The sequence below is a fragment of the Nocardia exalbida NBRC 100660 genome (assembly GCF_000308575.1).
In the GTDB taxonomy this organism is placed as follows: domain Bacteria; phylum Actinomycetota; class Actinomycetes; order Mycobacteriales; family Mycobacteriaceae; genus Nocardia; species Nocardia exalbida.
The window spans coordinates 1-2,885 of sequence record NZ_BAFZ01000043.1; the positions used below are offsets into that span (position 1 = coordinate 1).

A 2,885-nucleotide genomic window follows, 5' to 3' on the forward strand; every position below is an offset into this window, starting at 1 on the left:
GACCAAAGCTGTCCCGGACGGTCCGCTCCGGTTGCGTCTCGGCGTCGGCCGGGTGGTCATGCTCGTCGCGCTCGCGGTGGTCACGATGCAACTGCTGTGGGTGCAGAGCGTCGCCGCGCCCGGACTGTCCGCCCAGGCGGCCAGCCAGCGCACCACCCATCAGCCCGACCCGGCGATCCGCGGTCCGATCAACGACCGCAACGGCAAGGCGCTGGCCTTCACCGTCTCGGCCAAAGCCCTGCACTTCCGGCCGGTCGCCGTCCGCAAGGAGCTGGCGGACGCCAAGGCCAAAAACGACAAGGCGCCCGATCCGGACCAGCGGTTGCGCGACATCGCGCGCACCATCCACGAGAAACTCGGCAAAGACGCGCCCACGGAAGCGGACCTGCTCGCGAAGCTGAACAGTGACGAGCAATTCGTATTCCTCGCCCAGAACGTGGATCCCCGGATCGCGGACGAGATCACCGAGAAGTTCCCGCAAGTGGGCTCCGATCAGCAGAGTCCCCGGGTGTATCCCGGCGGGTCGCTGGCGGCGAACGTCGTCGGCGCCGTCGGCTGGGACGGCCACGGACAGGTCGGGCTCGAGTCCTCGCTGGACTCGGCGCTGGCCGGCACGGACGGATCGCACACCTACGATCGCGGTTCCGACGGCGCGGTCATCCCCGGCAGCTGGCGCGACGAGCAGCCCGCGGTCAACGGGTCCGCCGTCGAACTCACCCTGGACTCGGATCTGCAGTACTACGTGCAGCAGCAGGTGCAGCAGGCCAAGGACGTCTCCGGTGCGGGTTCCGCTTCGGCCGTCGTCTTGGACGCCAAGACCGGGCAGGTCCTGGCGATGGCCAACGACAACACCTTCAACCCCGGCCTCGGCCCGCAGAAGTGGGCCAATGCCCAGCTGAGCAACCCGTCGGTGACGGACGTGTTCGAGCCGGGCTCGGTGAACAAGATCGTCACGGCCGCCGCGGCCATCGAATACGGCCTGACCGATCCGGACGAGGTGCATCAGGTGCCCGGCGCCATCCAGATGGCGGGCGTCACCGTGCACGACGCCTGGACGCACGGCGTCGAGCCCTATACGACCACGGGTATTTTCGGCAGGTCCTCCAATGTGGGCACGCTGATGCTCGCGCAGCGCGTGGGCGAGGACCACTTCGCCGACATGGCGCACCGGTTCGGGCTCGGCCAGCGCACGGGCATCGGCCTGCCGGGTGAGAGCGCGGGCCTGATGCCCGACCGCGATCAGTGGTCCGGCGGCACCTTCGCGAATCTCCCGATCGGGCAGGGCCTTTCGATGACGACGCTGCAGATGGCCGGCATGTACCAGGCGATCGCCAACGACGGCGTCCGCATCCCGCCCCGGATCGTGCGCGCGAAGATCGCGCCGGACGGCACCCGGACCGAGGAGACCCAGCCGGACGGCGTGCGGGTGGTGAGCAAGCAGACCGCCGCCACGTTGCGGACGATGTTCCAGGCGGTGGTGCAGCGTGACCCGATGAACGCCAACCAGAACGGCACCGGATGGCCCGCGGCCATCACCGGCTACCAGGTGGCGGGCAAGACCGGGACCGCGCAGAAGGTGGACCGGAATTGCCGGTGCTACTCCACGTCGTCGTTCTGGATCACGTTCGCGGGCATGGTCCCCGCCGAAAATCCGCGGTACGTGATCGGGCTCATGCTCGACGCGCCCGTCCGCAGTTCCGACGGCTCCGGCGGCGGTTCGGTCGCTCCGCTGTTCCACAACATCGCCTCCTGGGCGCTGCAGCGCGACCGTATTCCGCCGTCGGCGCAGCCGTCCAGGCAATTCGTCCTGCAGGCGGGGTGATCGAGCTCTCCGGCCCGGTGTGACCGGGGTGTGCGAGCGGTAGCGAAGCCATCGGATCTGTGCGGAGGAAACAGCAGGTGAGTGCGGTGTTCGAGGAGCGGGGGCACGCGGCGGACCGCCGTGCGCGCCGCGTCCTCACCCGGTGGCGTCCGGGCGCCGCGTGGCGCGGTCCGGGCCGGGTGGGCGAACCCGTAGGGTGCGGTGGGCGACCTCCCCGGGTTTGCGATGGGGCGCATGGTCCCGCCGTGACCGGTCGCCGGTAACCTGACACGTCGATCACCGCCCCCGAAAGGAGCCTGGTTTCTGTGCAGTCCGGTCAACCGCGCGCATTGCGGCCAGAGCATTCGCCGTCAACGCCGCTGGCGTCGCTGGCCGCCGTCATCGGGGCCGCGACGAGCCCCGAATCGGCTGTACACGGCGTATCGGTCACCGGCATCGAGCAGCGCTCGGATGCGGTGCTCCCCGGTGACCTGTTCGCCGCGCTGCCCGGCGCCCGCGCGCACGGCGCGCGTTTCGCGCGGGATGCGGTCGCCCAGGGCGCGGTCGCGGTGCTGACCGACGCGGCGGGCGCGGAGCTGGCCGGGCCGCTCGGGGTGCCGGTGCTGGTGCGGGAGAACCCCAGGACCGTACTCGGCGAGCTGTCGGCGACGATCTACGGCAATCCGTCCGAGCGGTTGCGCATCGTCGGGATCACCGGGACCTCGGGCAAGACCACCACCTCCTACCTGGTGGAGGCGGGTCTGGCCGCCGCGGGGCTGTCCACCGCGCTGATCGGCACCATCGAGACCAGGATCGGCGGCAGGCGGGTGCCCAGCGCGCTGACCACCCCCGAGGCGCCGCAGTTGCACGCGATGTTCGCGCTGATGGTCGAGCAGGGCGTGGACGCGGTGGTGATGGAGGTGTCCAGCCACGCGCTGACGCTGGGCCGGGTGGACGGGGTGCGTTTCGCGGTGGGCGCGTTCACCAACCTGTCCCAGGACCACCTCGACTTCCACGCCGACTTCGAAGACTACTTCGCCGCCAAACGCAAGCTGTTCGAACCGGATTCGCCGGTCGCGGCGCG

The 2,885-nt window shown here is 70.3% G+C and carries 2 protein-coding genes; both read left to right on the forward strand.

What is annotated here, in order from left to right; translation table 11 throughout:
* Positions 1-31: 31 nt before the first annotated feature.
* Positions 32-1,822, forward strand: coding sequence for a peptidoglycan D,D-transpeptidase FtsI family protein (locus ON29_RS10040; RefSeq protein WP_157172729.1), 1,791 nt, complete (start codon positions 32-34; stop codon positions 1,820-1,822).
* 305 nt (positions 1,823-2,127) lie between these two features.
* Positions 2,128-2,885: Mur ligase family protein (locus ON29_RS10045; RefSeq protein WP_245548892.1), on the forward strand; the 758-nt coding region annotated here is incomplete at its 3' end.